Genomic DNA, 18,093 nt, shown 5'->3' with positions numbered 1-18,093 from the left:
GAGCAGCATGGGAAAAGAACCCACGGCAACACCCCGCGCCCCTCGCACCACCAGCAGATTCACATTCGGGCGCACCAAGCACACCCGCACCACAACAGACACCACAACCCCACAGCCATATCAGTCAACATGGCATAACGGTCTAGGTCTCATCGCAACACGAGCACTCCAATCACTCTCCATCATCGCGTTCGTGACACTCGTGATATTTGCGCTCAACTACCTCGGCACCCTCATCATCCCCATCCTGCTCGCCCTCATCATCGCGTCCGCACTGCGCCCAGCAATCGTTCGCCTCCAAAAAATCGGGCTCAAACCCATGGGTGCCACATGGCTCACCCTCATCAGCGCCATCCTCATCGCAGGCGGCATCATCACCGCAATCGTCAACGCAGTGCGAAACCAATGGCCAGAACTCACACAATCAGCAGGAGAAGGCCTCACCGAGGTGCAAACCCTGCTCGACGACCTACCCTGGCAAATCACCGACGAACAAATAGAAGGTTTCAAAGACACCGTCACCAGTTTCCTCACCTCAAGCCAATTCGGATCATCCGCACTCGCCGGGGTATCAGCCACAGGAACCTTCATTGCAGGAATGTTCCTCATGTTCGTGGTGCTGTTCTTCTTCATGAAAGACGGCCCACAAATCTGGGAATTCATGCTGCGCCCATTCACCGGAGAACACTACGAACGAGCACGCCGCGTCGGCAATAAAACCGTCGTCACTCTCGGGCAATACGTACGCGGAACAGCCGCAGTAGCAGCCGTCGACGCAATCGGTATCGGAATCGGTCTTGCAATCCTCAAAGTGCCACTCGCCCTACCCCTCGCAGTGATCGTATTCCTTACCGCCTTCATCCCACTCGTTGGAGCAACACTCGCAGGAGCCCTCGCAGCGCTCGTCGCCCTCGTCTCAAACGGTCCAGTAGCCGCCCTGATCGTCATTGGAATCGTTATTCTCGTCAACCAGCTCGAAGGCAACTACCTACAACCCAAAATCATGGGTAAAACATTGAGCCTGCACCCACTCGTCATCCTGCTCGCATTGACCGCAGGAACAATCCTCGGCGGAATACTCGGCGCAGTCCTCTCCGTCCCAGTAGCCGCAGTCGCATGGGGAATCCTCAGCGTATGGGACGGCCCACACACCCCCGCACGATTTGTCCGAGCAAAAACACACGCACCTGTAACTGACTAAACACTCACGCCCCGACCGCACAACTCCCTGTAAAACGGCCAGAAAAACAGGAAAAAACGGGGAGTTGTGCAAGAAACCACGAAAAATCCTGCCTCGCCTTTTCACCTCCTCCACATCTGGGGCTTAACGTATACGTTGATGAATCACCAACGACAAACAAGAAACACGATCGCAGTACGCACGCTGGCCTTCGCCTGTGCCGCGCTCGCGGTCTTTGGCGTGTACGTCCTTTGGCGATTCTTTGTGGCAACAGAACAAGGCCAACACATAGAAGAAGCCGCACTCAGCGGTTCCCTGTACGGCAAAACAAAACTATGGACCATCGCAGAGCCCATCTTGGATGGAGTGTCCATCGCTTACGTTGGACTCTCACTGATCGCTGTGGTCGCAATATCACTGCTACGCAAACGGTGGGTGCTTGCCGTCCAAGTAGTCACCGTCATCGTGGGCGCAAACATTACAACTCAAATCCTCAAAAAATTTGTGTTCGACCGACCAGACTTCGACGTAGCCTGGGGGCCAACCAACACGCTGCCATCAGGACACACCACAGTTGCTGCCGCAACATCCCTAGCGCTCCTACTAGCCGTTCCCCGCAAATGGCGGCCCTTCGTAGCAGTCCTCGGCGCGGGATACACCGCAGCGATGGGAGTGTCTACACTCGTCGGACAATGGCACCGACCATCAGACGTATATGCCGCAATTCTCGTAGCCGCGGCCTGGGCAGCGTTCGTCTCCGCTTTTTCAACAAACTCAGCGCACGACCCCAAATCTCACTCCACAACAACGTGGACAGTAACCACCTGCATCATGCTTACACTGGTTACGATAATGTGCGCATTAACGGCGTTCTGGTTTTTGCGTGATGCCTTCATGTACTGGGACACAGCAGTGATCGCAGAATCAAAAACAGAAAAGAACGCATATATTGGAAGCGTCTTTGCAGTAGGTGCCATCAGCGCAATCGTGTTTGGGGCTACGCTAGCAATACGACAATCCGTGACACGCACACACTAACATCACGCTGTGTGCGCTCGAATTAAAAGGCTACTTGCCTATATATTGGCGAAAGTGCTGTATCCAATGGCACCCTTTTAAGATACGTACCAAAACACCAGTGGAAGCAGGATAGTTCATGTCCGAGGGACGCAAGCTTGTCATCGTGGAGTCGCCCGCAAAGGCGCGTACGATAGCCAACTACCTCGGCGAAGACTATGAGGTAGAAGCAAGCGTCGGACACATCCGCGACTTACCGCAACCCTCAGAACTACCAGCAGACATGAAAAAAGGTCCGTACGGAAAGTTCGCAGTAGACGTTAACGACGGATTCACCCCCTACTACGAGGTGTACTCCGACAAAAAGAAAAAAGTCACCGAACTCAAACGACTCCTCAAAGAAGCTGACGAGCTTTACCTCGCAACCGATGAGGACCGCGAAGGAGAAGCCATCGCCTGGCACCTCCTCGAAGCCTTACGCCCCAAAGTTCCAGTCAAACGCATGGTTTTCCACGAAATCACCCGTGAAGCAATCCAGCGTGCGCTAGAGAACACCCGCGACCTAGACGAACGCCTCGTCGACGCGCAAGAAACCCGACGCATCCTCGACCGACTCTACGGATACGAAGTATCCCCAGTGCTGTGGCGTAAAGTCCGCCAAGGCCTCTCCGCAGGACGAGTCCAGTCCGTAGCAACACGCCTCGTTGTGGAACGCGAACGCGAACGCATGGCTTTCGTGCCCGCACAATACTGGGACATCTCCGCGACCTTCACCGCACAACAAGGCGCTGATGCAGGAAACCAGTTCACTGCAAAACTCACTCACCTTGACGGCAAACGTGTCGCCTCAGGTCGAGACTTTAACGACGCCGGACAACTCACTACAAAAAATGTTGTCCACCTCGACGAACAAGGCGCACGGGCCCTCGTCGATGGGCTCGCAGACCAGCCCGCAACTGTACAAAGCTTAGAGACGAAGCCATACACTCGTCGCCCAGCAGCACCATTTACAACCTCAACATTGCAGCAAGAAGCGTCACGCAAGTTGCGTATGTCGTCGAAGCAAACAATGCGTGTAGCTCAAGGGCTATACGAAAACGGTTTCATCACGTACATGCGTACCGACTCGCCGGTCTTGTCGTCGCAAGCGATCACTGCAGCGCGCAGGCAAGCATCAGAACTGTACGGCGCTGAATACGTTTCGGAGAAGCCACGCCTTTACGCACCAAAATCTAAAGGTGCGCAAGAAGCCCACGAAGCAATCCGTCCAGCAGGAGATTCTTTCCGCACTCCAGCGCAAGTTGCTTCGTCGCTGAGCGGAGACCAGTTCAAACTGTACGAACTGATTTGGAAGCGTACCGTTGCCTCGCAGATGGCTGATGCGCGCGGATCAACCGCAAGCGTAAAAATCGCTCTCACCGACAACGCAACAAGCCAGCAGGCCGTTTTTAGTGCATCGGGAACAGTCATTACCTTCCGCGGATTCCTTGCCGCATACGAAGAAGGAACAGACAAGGACCGTTACTCAGACGACGCGCAAGGTAACGACGCGCGCTTGCCAAACATGACAGAAGGCGACCCACTCGCCGCCGAAAACCTCAACGCTGACGGGCACACGACTTCTGCGCCGCCACGTTACACCGAAGCCTCACTGGTCAAAGCGCTCGAAGAACGAGGCATCGGGCGCCCGTCCACATATGCTGCAACGATTTCAACCATCCAGGACCGCGGGTATGTCAACAATCGTGGCCAAGCGCTTGTCCCATCGTGGCTGGCATTCGCCGTTATTCGTCTACTTGAAGAACACTTTGGTCAACTCATCGACTACGATTTCACCGCAGAAATGGAGTCAGACCTCGACGAGATAGCAGCCGGACAAACAGACCGCGTTGCATGGCTCACGCACTTCTACTTTGGGGATGAAGCACAAGAATCAAAGGGCTTAAAAGAGCTCGTTGACACTCTTGGTGAAATCGATGCCCGTGACATTAACACGGTGCCAATTGGTGACGGTATTGTGCTGCGCGTCGGACGATACGGTCCATACGTTGAAGACCTGTCACAGCCAGTTGCCGAAGGAGAAAACCCTCCACGTGCATCCGTGCCAGACGAGGTGGCACCTGACGAACTCACTCCACACAAAGCTAGAGAACTCTTAGAAACTCAAGCAGATGGAGACATCGCTCTTGGTGTAGATCCTGAATCTGGGCGCGAAATCATTGCTAAAGCAGGTCGCTTTGGCCCCTACGTTACTGAAGTCATTCCAGAACCTGAGTTCGACGAGAACATGACTGCAGCGGCAAAGAAAAAAGCAAAAGCGGCGCTGCCAAAGCCACGAACTGCGTCACTGTTTAAGAGTCAGTCACTCCAAACAGTGACATTAGAAGAAGCATTGAAACTGTTGTCGCTTCCTCGCATCGTGGGCCAAGACCCAGAAACAGGCACAGACATTACCGCCCAGAATGGCCGGTACGGACCGTACCTGAAGAAGGGAACCGATTCGCGTACGCTTGCCAGCGAAGAGCAACTGCTTACAATCACGTTAGAAGAAGCCCTTGAGGTGTATAAGCAGCCGAAGCGTGGCCGCGGTGCAACTGCGTCGGCTCCTCTGAAAGAGTTGGGTATTGACCCGACCTCAGAAAAACCAATCGTCATTAAAGACGGACGTTTTGGCCCGTACGTGACTGACGGAAAAACAAACCGTACGCTGCCTAAAGACGCAACTATCGAATCGGTGACGTTTGAGCAGGCTGTTGAGCTACTTGCAGAAAAGCGTGCCAAAGGTCCCGTAAAACGCACGACCCGGGCTTCCACCGCTAAAAAAGCCACAACAAAAAAGACAACTACCAAGAAGAGCACAACGCGCACCACAAAGAAAACAGCCGAATAAGGGTGTTGTGGCGCTTTAGTGGTCACATTTCCAACCGGAAAGTATAATAAGAAGTGAACCTGGACGTTGGTGAGAAACCCCTAGCGTCTAGGTTTCTTCTTGTCTAAGACAACTCTGTGTGGCATGTATCGAAAGTGTGCCAGCGTGTTTATGGTAGTCACATGAACCACACCATCATTGAGTCAGCGTTGACTACAGGACTAGTTCAATCACCACAAGACGCGCCAGCTATACGGTGGGGAATCCTCGGCGCAGGAAACATTTCAGGAACGTTCGCCACAGCGGTAACCCAACACACGGCATCACATATTGCTGCCGTAGCTTCACGCGACGTCACGAAAGCCCAACAATTTATTGACACGCACCTTAGCGCAGCTGAAAAACCGGCTGTAGCGTACGGCTCTTACGACGAACTCGTGCATGACGACACCATAGATGCAATCTATGTGGGCACTCCGCACTCACACCACCACGAACATGCACTTCTCGCTATTCGCGCAGGGAAACACGTCCTTGTTGAAAAGGCCTTCACCCGAAATGCTGCAGAAGCCCGCGACCTCCATGAGGCGGCACGACAAACAGGCGTGTTTGTGATGGAAGCAATGTGGACACGATTCCTGCCACACATTGCAGCGTTAAAAGACGTTATCGCGCGCGGAACGATCGGTGACATCGTGACAGTGTTTGCCGATCACGGGCAAAACTTTCCGTTAAACCCTACACACCGGCTATACGACCCACACCTTGCTGGGGGAGCCCTCCTCGATTTAGGTGTGTACCCCATCTCGTTCATGCACGACCTCCTCGGAGCCCCCGACCACATCACTGCGCGAGGAAAACTCGCAGAAACAGGCGTAGACGGTCAAATCTCCATGATTTTCGAACACGGTGAAAGAACCCAATCAGTGGTGAACACAACCGTTTGGGGAACTTCACCAAACACGGCAGCAGTAGTCGGTTCACTTGGGCGAATCGAAATCGACGGCTGGTTTTACGCGCCGTCAGGCTTCACCGTCACCCTGTACACCGGCGAAAAGTATGTGTATGAATGCGACGACGTGTACGGCTTCGAATGGGAAGCAGCAGAAGTCGCCCGCTGCATCACCTCAGGTAAAACCCACAGCGACCGCATGTCCTGGACGGACACCATAGAAGTCATGGAAACAATGGACGAAGTTCGTCGTCAAACAGGTGTGATCTACCCAGGGGAGTAAACACTGCCTCAACAGCAACATTCACACACGAAAAACGTGAACTAACGCGCTGTAGCCTCACACCCACTCACACGAGGTCAAGGGCTACAGCGCACCCACTGCTTTAGTTGCAACAACACAGCATTAAGTGTGCTGAAAGCAATCCACAAGTATGAGTCTTCAGTGGATACGAACCCAGCCGTTACAGGTAGGGTTATGTGCGTGACAATCATGCCTACACCAGCGCCACCAACACAACAAGACAACAAGCGAGGCTTGTTCATCTCCTGTGAAGGCGGCGACGGCTGCGGAAAAACAACCCAAGCGCGACTACTCGGCGAATGGCTTGGCCCAGCATTACATAAAGAAGTACTCTTGACCCGCGAACCAGGTGGCACCCCACTCGGGCAGCAAATCCGCCAACTCGTCTTACACGGCGACGACATGGGCCCCCACGCAGAAGCACTGCTCTACGCTGCCGACCGCGCACACCACGTGCACTCCCTCGTGAAACCCGCACTAGAACGCGACACCATCGTCATCACAGACCGCTACTTTGACTCGTCTATCGCCTACCAAAGCGGTGGACGAGAACTCACCGCAACCGAAGTGCGCAACTTATCCATGTGGGCAACAGAAAACCTCGTCCCAGACCTGACAATCTTGTTCGACATTGACCCGAAAGTCGGTGCGTCACGATTCACCGACGCCCCAGACAGGCTAGAACGCGCAGGCGCAGACTTCCACCAACGCACACGCGAAACCTACTTGCATAACGCGGCACAAGAACCAGACCGGTGGATCGTCATCGACGGACACGGCACCATAGAAGAAGTCGCACAACTCACCCAACAAGCCGTACGCGTCCGCCTGCAAGAAAAATTTGCGCACTACGCACACGCCCTAACCACGAACACCTTCACCACCCCAGAATCGACGGTGTAACGTGAGCGTCTGGGATGAACTAGTAGGCCAAGAAGCAGTCATAAACACCCTCAAAGGTGCCGTGAACGACCCGTCAGCAATGACCCACGCATGGCTACTCACCGGCCCGCCCGGATCAGGACGATCAAACGCAGCCCGCGCCTTCGCCGCCGCCCTACAATGCGAACAAGGCGGATGCGGCACCTGCCAAAGCTGCCTCACCGTACTACGCGGCACCCACCCAGACGTCACCGTCATCGCAACCGAAAAAGTCACCATCGCCATTGACGAAGTGCGCGGACTCATCACCGAAGCAGCCCGCACACCCTCAGCCGGACGCTGGCGCGTCATCCTTATCGAAGACGCAGACCGCATGCTCGAACGAACAACAAACGTCCTCCTCAAAGCAATAGAAGAACCCGCCCCCCGCACCGTATGGCTGCTGTGCGCCCCAAGCCCACAAGACGTCATGGTGACAATCCGCTCGCGCTGCCGAAAAGTTTCACTACGCATCCCACCCGTCGACGACGTCGCACGACTACTCGAAGAACGCGACGGAATCGACCCACACACCGCACAAATCGCTGCACGAGCCGCCCAATCCCACATCGGCCTAGCACGCAGGTACGCGCGCGACGAAGAAGCCCGCGCCCGCCGCAACGAAGTACTACAACTAGCCACCCACATTCGTGGCGTCTCAGACGCCGTCATCGCCGCAGGACAACTCGTAGACGTAGCCCAAACAGAAGCCAAAGCCGCATCAGCAGAACGCGACGCACACGAACGAGCAGAACTCATGCGCACCCTAGGCGCAGAACCAGGCCAAACCCTGCCGCCAGCACTACGCTCCCAAATGAAACAACTAGAAGACGACCAAAAACGGCGCGCAACACGACACCAACGCGACGTGCTCGACCAAGCGATGCTGGACCTCCTGTCGCTCTACCGCGATGTACTCATCACCCAACTACGCACCGAAACCCCACTAGTAAACGTCGAACACGAAACATTTATATTCGACCTCGCCGCACGATCAAGCGCCGTAGACACACTTGCGAAATTAGAAGCAATATCTAGCGCTCGCAAGCGACTGTCGGGAAACGTCGCCCCGCTATTAGCTGTTGAAGCGATGATGGTTGCCTTGCGCCCTGCAAGTCACTAATGAAAAGGAATCACAAAGATGAATAAACCTTCGCGGTTTGCGGCAAGTGCAGCAGGTGCACTTGCAGTGTTTCTTGTGTTGAGTGGATGTACCACGGACGACGAGGCACAAACACCTTCGTCGTCCACCACAGTAACTCAGCCTAATGTGCAAGGTAGTGTTCCAGCAGGGTTCGAAAAAGCATATGAGCAAACTGTTACGTGGGAAAAATGCTCCGGTGCTTTTGAATGCGCAACAATTCAAGCTCCGTTGGATTGGAACGACCCAGCATCAGAAACAATCGATGTTGCAGTGCAAATGTATAACGCACGAAGTGGTTCACCGCTTGGAACAGTATTGATTAACCCGGGTGGGCCTGGCGGTTCTGGCCTTGAACTCGTGGAATACGCCCCGATCATTTTCGGTAAAGACCTGCTCGACAACTACAACATTCTTGGCTTTGACCCTCGCGGTGTAGGCAAATCAACGCCCGTTTCCTGCTACGAGCCAAAAGATATGGACCGCTACTTAGCGTTGTCTTTCCCCACTGTGACAGAAAAAGTTCTTCCCGTCTTGCAGAAAGAAGCTGACGCTTATGCGCAAGCCTGCAAAGAGAACTCAGGCCCGATCCTAGAATTCGTAGACACGCAAAGCGTGGCACGTGACATGGACCTTATGCGTGCTCTTGTTGGAGATGAAAAACTCAACTACTTGGGATACTCATACGGCACAGAACTCGGCGCAATCTATGCAGGACTCTTTCCCGACAACGTTGGACGAATGGTTCTAGATGGTGCACTTGATCTTCGTATTTCTGATTTCGAAAAGTCCAAGCAGCAGGCTGTTGGCTTCGAAAACGCATTGAGAGCATTCGTCGCAGACTGCCAAAAAGGATCAGAATGCGTGCTCACGGGTAGCGTCGATGACGGGATGAAGCAAGTAGCTGACTTCCTTGACTTGTTGGGCACAAACCCGCTACCAACAGACACCGACCGGGTTCTTACTCAGTCGTTAGGTACTTACGCTGTCTTACAACCGCTCTACGCAGAAGCGTTGTGGAAGGACCTGCGTGCAGCATTAGAGCAGGCCATCAATGCACAAGACGGAACATTATTACTTGCTTCAGCTGACAGTTATTTTGACCGTGAACCAGATGGTACGTACGCCTCAAACAAAACCGAAGCGTTTGCAGCAGTGCACTGCTTGGATCCTCGTGGAACCAGCGATTTTGAAACCATGAGTAAAGAAGCCGAGCAAATCCTTGCAGCAGCCCCCACCATGGGTAAGTATTTCGGATTTGGCGGTGTTGCCTGCAAGAACTGGCCGTACCCCGTTGCTGAACAAAAATATGACCTTGCAGCCAAAGGTGCAGCACCAATCATGGTTATTGGAACCACAAACGATCCAGCAACACCATACGTGTGGGCAGAAGGCCTAACCGAACAGTTAGAGTCGGCTTTCCTCGTCACGCACGTAGGTGAAGGCCACACCGTTTACGGCACCGGAGACGCCTGCATTCAGAAAACTGTAGACGAGTTTTTCGTAGATGGAACGATCCCTAAAGAAGGCTTACGCTGCGAATAAGCGGACGTGAGTGCAGTCACAGTAGATTATTTTGCGTAACCTATTCATAGGTCGGTAGAGTAATCTCGGTTCTTCGCTCGCATCAGTGATTCGCTCCGGGTGTGGGAGAAGCCGGCCGCCTTAGCTCAGTCGGTAGAGCGTTTCACTCGTAATGAAAAGGTCACGAGTTCGATTCTCGTAGGCGGCTCATGTGTTAAAAGGCCCGAAACCTCAACGGTTTCGGGCCTTTTCTTTACCCCAGTGAAACGCGCTTTATATGCACCAATGCAGCCATGATTGTAGCCAAGCGTGCCTCGCTTAAAAACCGTACATTCTTGTCGTTTCCACAGCTCAAAAACTTTCGCAGAAGACATGGACACACTCATTGATTGTCCTTAAACAGAAAAATCCGTTGAACTACGCATCAATTTTCCAGCTTGGCATGGCGTTCTGGATTTGTGTTCTTAGAGCGATACGAAAATGTCTAACCGGGAATATCTGTTACCGCTAGCCACAGCCCGCCTGAGGGGATCGTTGACGCATCCCACGCGGCTGCGTCTTTGCCGCGGGTTTCTCCGCCACTGAACTCCACGTGGTCGCCTACTTCGGCAATATCTGCGTCCTTGCCGTTGCCTGCCCATTTCAATACTTTTCCATCAGAACTTGCATAGTGGCCAGGTGGGAACACTAGCCCTACGATGACGCCTTGTTCATCAGTGATGATGAAATAGGCTTTCCCGTTCTCGACGAGAACCCCCAGTTCCCCGGCGATAAGAGCTTCGTTGTATGCGTCTTTTTCATAAGGGATGGTTGGTGTAGAGATACCTGAAGTGCGTATGTCATCGTTGGTTGCTGATTGAGGAGGGTTTACGTCGTGCGTCGAGCACGCCCCCACAGTTCCTGTTACCACGATAAGGAACACGGATATAAACAAAAACCTTCGCATGAGTTATCCAAACACGAGAGCGTAACTAGGTGGAGAGCTTTTTGCCGAACAAAGTATTATTTGGAAGCTTTCACAGATCCACGTTGAATCCATATGCATCATTGCTATGTCACATAAAGCAGTAATTTTACATATGTAATTTAATACTTGGAAAAGAGCAGGAGCTAAGTTCGCGTTAACTCAAAGCGTTTCTTCAGATCGTCTTGAAAATGGTGAAGACGATCTGCGTAAAGATAATGTATCTGGCCTGTAAGTTTGGAAGTAGCAGAGACATAAATGGGGTGCGGTAGCCGTTTGACGAAAAGGATGAGGGATGAGCACGCACACACAAACAGCAGGTGAGGACGCACAAGAGCCCACTATTGTGCCGTTACGTCCTCGGCTTGATGATGCGTGGTTTACCGAACTGTTCGAAAAATATTCGTCTCATATTTATAAGTTTGTTTTTAGGCGTACGTCCGCTGAAGACGTAGAAGACCTTACTGCTGAAACTTTTGCGATAGCGTGGCGGCGCCGCGCAGACATCCCCGAAGGCTATGTTTTGCAATGGCTGTATAGAACAGCAGGGTTTGTGGTTGCAAACCATAATCGTCGTCAACGCCCAGTTCTGCTTAACGAGTTCCCTGAAATAGCGCGTGACACTGATCCTGCATTCACTGTTATTGAAGACGCAGAAATTCGAGAAGCGTTCTATTCCTTGAGCGAACGAGATCGGCGCATTCTTTTGCTTGCCGCGTGGGAAGGCCAATCCAGTGAGCAGATCGCTGAAGTGTTAGAGGTGAGCGAGAATGCGGCTGCTGTGGCGCTTTCTCGGGCTCGTGCGCGTTTTTCTCAAGCGCTGGTGTAATCGTCGGCCTTATTGCGACATAAGTTTTATGAGCTCACGCAATACGACAAAAATCTTGCAACCCCACAGTTTGTTAAAGGTGAGAAAACATGACTGACACACCTCGTAACGAGTTTGATCGGTTACGCGATAATGACCCAGCCGGTGAGGTTGAGTTCGATAAAGAAGCATTGCTTGAGAATGTGCGTTCTCGGCTTCCGTTAGAGACCCCAGAAACTTCTCCGGAAGAATCGCACAACGTTAGCGACGACGAGAACCATGCTACGCCGGTAGTGGTTCCGTTGAAGCGTTCTTCGAAGAGTCTTGCGTGGGCGCAAATTGCTGCTAGTGCCGCGATTACTGCGTTGTTGACTGGCGGAACCGTGTACGCCTTGAATCAAGACTCGTCGGATCAGCAAGCGTCAACTGAATCAACAACCATTGAACCTGCCCTTGAAGAATTAGAGACTTTTGGTCCCGCTCAACCTTTGAACGAGTTGGCGCCTCAAAACATGGTTCCTGGGTCGCCTCAGTCGTCGTTGAAATCTAAGTCAATTGCTCCAGGTCTGTCGCAAGATGCTGCTATCGACAAGAAAATTGCGCCGTGGTTTAGCTCTCGCGAACTCTTTAAAGCTCAGGGTTTGTCAGCTGCGCCGCAGCGCGCACAGGCTTTCGGCATGGACGAGTCCAGTGTCGTCACTGAAGACATGATGAAAAAGCTTATGCAGGTTTTTGATGTTGAAGGGGACATAAGCAGTGAGTGGGGTTCCTTTTTTGCAGGTACGGGAGAAACCACGACGTTAAGCCTTAATGGGGGCGGAACCGGGGCTTTTTGGTATTCGACTCATGGAAAGCCCAAAAGTACACAGCAGAGCCGCGACACCGCTCTTTCTGCAGCGCGCCAGTACATGACAGATCTGGGTATGAACGCTGACGACTACTCTTTTGAGTATCAGGCGCTGGAATATCCGGTGTGGGAGCCCGCCACAGAAAAGACAGAGGATGGTACTACGCAGCTGCCTGAACCAACGTATGTGAAATTGTCTGAGGTGAAAGCAACTCCCAAACTTACAGGTTCAGACAATGACAGTTTGCAGTGGAACTTTCAGATTAATGGCGATCGTGCAGTAAACGTTCAAGGCTATTTAGCCAAGGTTGTTAACTTGGGTGAATACGATGTTGTCAGTGCTGTCGATGGTGTTGAACGTTTGAACGACCCACGCTTTGGACCTTCGAACGTGTTTATGCCGTTGGAACGGACCACTGAGCCTAGCCCCATGAACGACGATTCTGACTTGTCGACGGCGGGCCCTTCACCTGCGGCTGCTCCAACATCTGGGCAATCTTTTAGTTGGCATGTAGACGTTAGAACAATTACGGATGCGCAGCTCGGCAATGCTGGATTCTTCTTGGACGATAGGACATATGCTGTGCTTCCGGTGTGGAAGTTTACGTCTGATAGTGGCAGCCAATACGAGGTTGTTGCAGTTGCCGAGTCGGCGTTGAAGTTTTAACTATCGCATAGACGGAACATGAGTTGAGGCGGGACCTAGTGTAGGTCTCGCCTCATTCTTTTTCTTGTGTGTCCGTTGTGGGTTCGTCTTTGTGTTGGCGGGCGTTTTCGATGAATCCGGGGATCCATTCGAGTTTCCCGGCAACCCAGCGTCGGGTGACTGCGTCGATGGGGAAGTATGTGGCGCAGTGTTTTTTGTCGCGGACGACATACGTGTTTGAGCCGTTGTTTTCGGACACGACCCACGTGTTGTGGTCGGAGAGGCTGACGAGGATGTCTCCGAGGGTGATGCCAATAGATGTGACCACGAATTTGTGGTCCCATTTGTGGCGGCGTGAATGTCCATGCCATGCCTGGCAGTACTGGTCGTAGAGCTTTGACAGTTGTTCAGGGGTGAGTTGTGGGTCTTGCGGCGATTTAAGGTGGTAGCGCATTTCTTCGAGCCACATTATTTCGGGGATTGTTGGGTCTCGAAGATCAAGCGGCATGGCTGCTTGGATGGAGGTGAGGTCTGCCGACTCTGGCGAAAACGGGCCGTAGTCTTCAACATTAAAGACGTTGGTGCTTTCGGGGGATGCTTCACGTGGGGGAGTGGCTTGTCTGGTGTAGGCCGGAACTATGCGAGTTGCTTCGGCGGGAGTGTGCGAAGGCGGAGATAAGTCTGCTGATCGTCGAGTAGCAGTGGTGGTGCCTTGCTGTGCGTTGTCCGTGGACGTGAATGTTGTTTCTATGCGTGGACGAGTGGGCCTAATCGTTTGAAACTTGTGCCCTGGTGCTGATTCTGCGGATTGTGGGGTTGCAGATCGCGTGGAGGGCTGGGGTGTGACTGAGCGCCTTGTGGGAAACGCCTCTGGTGTGGCTGGCGTGGCAGGTGGTGTTTCGGTGGTGAGTCGTCGTGCTGCTCGCGTTGAGGCTTGCGGTGCAGGCTCAGCAATATCGCGTGCTGTTTCACGTGTGGAACTATGCAGTGTTCTGCGTGTTTGCGTGGCGGGGGCAGCCTCGTCTTTAGCAGACGAAATGCTTCCATCTGGTATGGAATGTAAGCTACGTCGCGTAGGCAGGCGGTCGTTGGCGACCGAACCTGCAGACGGTTGCTGCATTTCATACATGACTTGTGTATCGACCTACTTGGCGGGGAACTTTACCTCGATAATACTCAGTAAGCACCTTGAATTTCAGCCAATTCCATAGTTAATTTGTGCAGTGTTGTGGGGAGTATTCACCCGTGCGTTTACCGAGTTTTTGTGATCAAGGTGCATAAAGCAGAAAGGGTGGTGAGCGTTACCTGTGTAACACTCACCACCCGCTTCACCAGCAGAAACTATTCCACCGCAGCGATTGCCTCAAGCACGGGGAGGCGCGAAGCTCGCCATGCAGGCCACAATGCCGCGAACACTCCAACAATGACCGCCAAAACGAGCATTACTGAAAGTGCCGACCATGGAATGGACAGGCTGGTAAATCCTTGGCTCTTCAAAATTGAAGGCAGACCTGAAGCAATTCCTACACCAACGGCGAGCCCAAGAATGGTGCCGAAGAGAGCGGTGAGGATGGACTCAAACACGAAGGTTGTAGACAGTTGTAGTTTGCCTAAACCAACCGCACGCATGAGCCCGATTTCTCGGGTCCGTTCAATAACGGAAAGAGCCAAGGTGTTGACGATGCCGAGCACTGCAATTACGAGGGAAAGCGCGAGGAGCGCGTACAGAATGATCAGCATCTGGTCAACTTGTTTGGTGAGTTCACTAGTGAACTCGTCTTGGTCGTAGATTGAGAGAATAAGGTAAGGCTTAGCGATGTCGGTAAGTGCCGCACGCAACTGTTCGGAAGTAGTTCCGTCAGCAGCATTCACCATAATGTTCACGATTTGCTGTCCACTTTGTGGCTCAACTTTGTCGAGAACATCATCGGAAATCAGTACTTGAACACCAAGCGCAACAGAATCAATAATGGCTCCGATACGTAGTTCCTGGGTTCCTTCAAGTCCGCTCAACGTGATGGTGTCGCCCAACTTCCAGCCATTGTCCTCAGCCGTTCCCTTTTGGACGATAGCTTGGCCTTGTGCCAACGTGTCTAGGTCACCCTCAATAGGTTCGGTCTTCCACGTGGTCCCAAGGGTTGAGTTTTCTGTCGCACCAATGAGCAAAGTGCTGTCTGAAGGCTGTTCAGAGCCAGTAGCGGTCTTTTTCAATGGGGTGACATCGACGTTAGCTGCAGCGAACGACGAGACAACGGAGACTTCATCCAACTGTTCAATCTCGTCATATACCTGCTGAGAGATATTGAATGTCGCGGACTGAACAACAAAGTCTGCACTGAACTCTTTAGCAACAATCGATTGCATAGCAACGGTTACGGAGCTTGCAAGCACTGCCGCCGCACCCACCAAAGCCATACCAACCATAAGCGCGCCAGCCGTTGCAGAGGTTCGCTTTGGATTGCGTTGGATATTTCCGTGAGCGAGACGACCCATTGGGCGAGCTAGAACCCGCAGCGGCGCAGAGAGGAAAGAAACCACAGGTTTTGCCAACACTGGCGCAATCGCCAGCATGCCAACAAGTGCTAGAGCCGCGCCGATACCGAAGAGGGAGCCAACTGCCGCATCCTCGTCTGCACGTACTTCGACAACAGCAAACACCATGAGAGCCGTGCCCGCAGCAAACATGAGGAAACCAAGGATTTTACGGAAGAGACCAACAGACGTTGCTGGAGCTGCCGTGTCACGCATCGCTTCAACAGGTGCAGTCAACGCGGCTTTTCGTGCCGCAAGAGCCGCCGAAACCACCGCGACAACAACACCTACGGTTAAGCCAAGGACAATGATTGGCGTAGTGAGCGCCAACTCAGTAGACATCTCCATACCGAAGGACTCAAAGAGGGAGCGGATCAGCTGGACAAGCCCGAAACCGCCAGCAACACCCAGAGCACCACCAATCAAACCAACCAGTGCAGCCTGAACAACAACAACCGAGAACACCTGTGCAGGTGAAGCCCCAACAGCACGCAGCATCGCATACTCGCGCTGCTTTTGACGCACGGTCATAGTAAACGTGTTCGCGATAACAAACCCGCCCACAAACAAAGCGATTGCGGCGAAGATGAGCAGAAACGTAGTGATAAAGCCGAGAGCTTCATTTGTGTCCGCGTTTGCTTCATCTCGGATGCTCGTGCCAGATTCAACCGTGTAATCGGCAGAGTCAATACCCAACGCAGTCATCTGCGCAGAAACATCTTTAACGAACGCTTTTTCGTCATCTTGTGACAACTCATCTGGTGTGCCCGCGCCACTCAACTGGTCGCTTGCGAAGATAGCAATGCTTGGTACTTTGCCTTCAGGAGCGAACGTTTCACGTGCAGTCGCAGCATCAACCAAAATGAGCGAAGCACCAGCAGTTGCGCCATCAAAATGTGCGAGACCAACAACAGTAACCTCGTGAATGTCGCCATTAATGATCACACGAGTGCTGTCACCAATAGCAAGATCAGCACGTTCAGCAGTCGCTGTCTCTAACGCAATCTCAGCACCATTCGCAGGGTTACGCCCATCAGTAAGGCGCAGAGTCGGATCATTTTCGTCAACACTGAACGCTAACGTAGGCGGACCATTGGTGCCAGCAAGTGCGGTGCCATCTTTCTTCACCAAAATCGCAGGGCCACCAACGTTAGGGACAACAGCGCCCACCCCGTCAATAGACGACAACTGCTCAACAATGGTCAGAGGGATGGTGCTGTCACCGACATTCCCCTCAACCACATTGCCTGTGTCGCCGGTCGGCTGCACGTAGGCTGCCGCCGAATAACTAGAATCAACAATGGACGTAAACGTTGAGGACATAACTTCCCGCAACGAAAACGTACCAACAACAAACGATACGCCGAGCAAAACCGCAACAATAGACATGCCCAGTTTGAGCAGACTCGCACGCGTATCTCGCAGTGCAATCCTCAACATGTGTCAGGCTCCCTGAGTGTCTTGTGCAGCGCGCTCTGAAACACGCGAAATCGATGTCAAAACGTTCAAAACTGATTCAGGCGTTGGGTTCTCCAACTCAGAAACAATCTGACCATCAGCGAGGAACAGCACACGGTGCGCATAAGAAGCAGCAACAGGGTCGTGTGTCACCATCACAACGGACTGCCCTAAATCATCAACGCTCTTACGCAAAAACGTTAAAACCTCACGGCCAGCATTCGAATCAAGGTTTCCAGTAGGCTCGTCCGCAAAAATCACGTCAGGCTTAGCCACCAAAGCACGCGCACACGCCACACGCTGCTGCTGACCACCAGACAACTCAGCAGGACGGTGATGCAAGCGACCACTCAAACCAACAGCTGAAACAACCCGAGTGAAATATTCTTCATCTACTGGCCTACGCGCAATATCAAGCGGAAGAGTGATGTTCTCTTTTGCCGTGAGAGTAGGAATAAGGTTAAACGACTGGAAAATGAAACCCAACTGGGTGCGTCGCAACTTAGTTAACTGACGCTGATTCATTGACGAAACAGTACGACCAGCCACCGTCACAGTGCCACCAGTAGGCTCATCAAGACCAGCAAGGCAATGCATGAGAGTCGATTTACCAGAACCCGACGGCCCCATAATCGCAGTGAACTTACCCCGCTCTAAGTCAACATCAACGCCAGCGAGAGCATTCACCACAGTAGAGGAGGTGCCATAAACCTTGGTCAAACCGCGAGCACTAGCAATAGCACTCGTATCATTCTGGAGTGGATCAAGTGTCTTGACAGACATGGAAGGTGCCTTTCATACAGTGAAAGTCAACCGTAAGAGCTGCCTGGACCGGTCAGCATGTTTACGGTGGACACGAGTTTGTGAACCACTTTCAATTCTTCTGCCAATTGCTATGGTCTGTCATTCCGGTAGTGCCCTGAACCGTCC

Annotated in this window: 13 protein-coding genes and 1 tRNA gene; 10 read left to right on the top strand and 4 right to left on the bottom strand. The window is 52.8% G+C overall.

The features are described 5' to 3' along the window. The first annotated feature begins 7 nt into the window (after positions 1–7). From ACR9EC_RS07490 to ACR9EC_RS07455, 8 genes are all read left to right on the top strand, one after another. The gene (locus tag ACR9EC_RS07490) at positions 8–1,201 is read left to right on the top strand and encodes an AI-2E family transporter (RefSeq protein ID WP_435298619.1); all 1,194 of its coding nucleotides are present in this window, start codon (positions 8–10) and stop codon (positions 1,199–1,201) included. A 138-nt stretch (positions 1,202–1,339) separates the two neighbouring features. Beyond that, positions 1,340–2,218 carry a phosphatase PAP2 family protein gene (locus ACR9EC_RS07485; protein WP_435298618.1) on the top strand — a complete coding sequence of 293 codons (879 nt, stop codon included), beginning with the start codon at positions 1,340–1,342 and terminating at the stop codon, positions 2,216–2,218. Between the two features lie 118 nt (positions 2,219–2,336). Next, positions 2,337–5,087 (top strand): type I DNA topoisomerase, encoded by a 2,751-nt coding sequence (gene topA, locus ACR9EC_RS07480; protein ID WP_435298617.1) that lies wholly within the window; start codon positions 2,337–2,339, stop codon positions 5,085–5,087. A gap of 161 nt (positions 5,088–5,248) precedes the next feature. Then, a complete protein-coding gene (locus tag ACR9EC_RS07475) occupies positions 5,249–6,301 on the top strand; it encodes a Gfo/Idh/MocA family protein (protein ID WP_435298616.1) in 1,053 nt (350 codons plus the stop codon). A gap of 210 nt (positions 6,302–6,511) precedes the next feature. After that, the gene (gene tmk / locus ACR9EC_RS07470; RefSeq protein WP_435300631.1) at positions 6,512–7,225 is read left to right on the top strand and encodes a dTMP kinase; all 714 of its coding nucleotides are present in this window, start codon (positions 6,512–6,514) and stop codon (positions 7,223–7,225) included. 1 nt (position 7,226) lies between these two features. Next, positions 7,227–8,366: a DNA polymerase III subunit delta' gene (locus ACR9EC_RS07465; protein ID WP_435298615.1), complete on the top strand. Its 1,140-nt coding sequence runs from the start codon at positions 7,227–7,229 to the stop codon at positions 8,364–8,366. Positions 8,367–8,384: 18 nt separating this feature from the next. After that, on the top strand, positions 8,385–9,929 hold the full coding sequence (locus ACR9EC_RS07460; RefSeq protein ID WP_435298614.1) for an alpha/beta hydrolase: 1,545 nt from the start codon (positions 8,385–8,387) through the stop codon (positions 9,927–9,929). 114 nt (positions 9,930–10,043) lie between these two features. Continuing rightward, positions 10,044–10,116, top strand: a tRNA-Thr gene (locus tag ACR9EC_RS07455). Between the two features lie 276 nt (positions 10,117–10,392). Here the strand turns inward: ACR9EC_RS07455 and ACR9EC_RS07450 are convergent. Then, entirely contained in the window at positions 10,393–10,854 is a 462-nt protein-coding gene (locus tag ACR9EC_RS07450) for a hypothetical protein (RefSeq protein WP_435298613.1), read from the bottom strand. Positions 10,855–11,167: 313 nt separating this feature from the next. Between ACR9EC_RS07450 and ACR9EC_RS07445 the strand changes: the two genes are divergently transcribed. Together ACR9EC_RS07445 and ACR9EC_RS07440 are read left to right on the top strand one after the other, a co-directional pair. After that, the gene (locus tag ACR9EC_RS07445; protein ID WP_435298612.1) at positions 11,168–11,701 is read left to right on the top strand and encodes an RNA polymerase sigma factor; all 534 of its coding nucleotides are present in this window, start codon (positions 11,168–11,170) and stop codon (positions 11,699–11,701) included. 89 nt (positions 11,702–11,790) lie between these two features. Next, positions 11,791–13,194, top strand: a complete 1,404-nt coding sequence (locus tag ACR9EC_RS07440) for a hypothetical protein (protein ID WP_435298611.1) — start codon at positions 11,791–11,793, stop codon at positions 13,192–13,194. Positions 13,195–13,246: 52 nt separating this feature from the next. Here ACR9EC_RS07440 and ACR9EC_RS07435 read toward each other — a convergent pair whose 3' ends face one another. From ACR9EC_RS07435 to ACR9EC_RS07425, 3 genes are all read right to left on the bottom strand, one after another. Further along, positions 13,247–14,293 (bottom strand): DUF3806 domain-containing protein, encoded by a 1,047-nt coding sequence (locus tag ACR9EC_RS07435; protein ID WP_435298610.1) that lies wholly within the window; start codon positions 14,291–14,293, stop codon positions 13,247–13,249. Positions 14,294–14,514: 221 nt separating this feature from the next. Next, positions 14,515–17,145, bottom strand: a complete 2,631-nt coding sequence (locus ACR9EC_RS07430; protein WP_435298609.1) for an ABC transporter permease — start codon at positions 17,143–17,145, stop codon at positions 14,515–14,517. Positions 17,146–17,148: 3 nt separating this feature from the next. Beyond that, positions 17,149–17,946, bottom strand: coding sequence for an ABC transporter ATP-binding protein (locus ACR9EC_RS07425; RefSeq protein WP_435298608.1), 798 nt, complete (start codon positions 17,944–17,946; stop codon positions 17,149–17,151). Positions 17,947–18,093: the final 147 nt, after the last annotated feature.

Source organism: Timonella sp. A28, from assembly GCF_051200815.1.
Classification (GTDB): Bacteria; Actinomycetota; Actinomycetes; order Actinomycetales; family Cellulomonadaceae; genus Timonella.
The sequence above is the reverse complement of the archived record's forward strand: the minus strand, read 5'-3'. Positions and strand labels throughout refer to the sequence as shown.